The sequence below is a fragment of the Bacillus cereus group sp. N12 genome, from assembly GCF_016483575.1.
GTDB classification, from domain to species: Bacteria; Bacillota; Bacilli; order Bacillales; family Bacillaceae_G; genus Bacillus_A; species Bacillus_A toyonensis.
On the sequence record NZ_JAEHBO010000278.1, the window covers coordinates 1 to 237 of the forward strand.

Consider the following 237-nt stretch of genomic DNA (forward strand, 5'->3'; position numbering starts at 1 on the left):
GGAGGGGACTGGTTAGCGGCAGCAACAGGTCCACAAGGGATTCATGGAGTGCAAGGAATCCAAGGGACAGAGGGACCGAGTGTAAGTACGGGAACAACAGGAGCAACAGGTCAAGGGATTACAGGCACGACAGGAATAACAGGTCCAACAGGGATAACTGGACCTTCAGGAGGCCCTCCAGGTCCAACTGGCCAGACAGGAGCAGCAGGTCCTGGGGGTGGACCGAGTGGAAGTAGA

Annotated in this window: 1 pseudogene; it reads left to right on the forward strand. The window is 57.0% G+C overall.

The window, feature by feature from the left end:
- Positions 1-237 (forward strand): annotated as a pseudogene (locus JDS92_RS30475) (BclA C-terminal domain-containing protein); the annotation flags it as partial.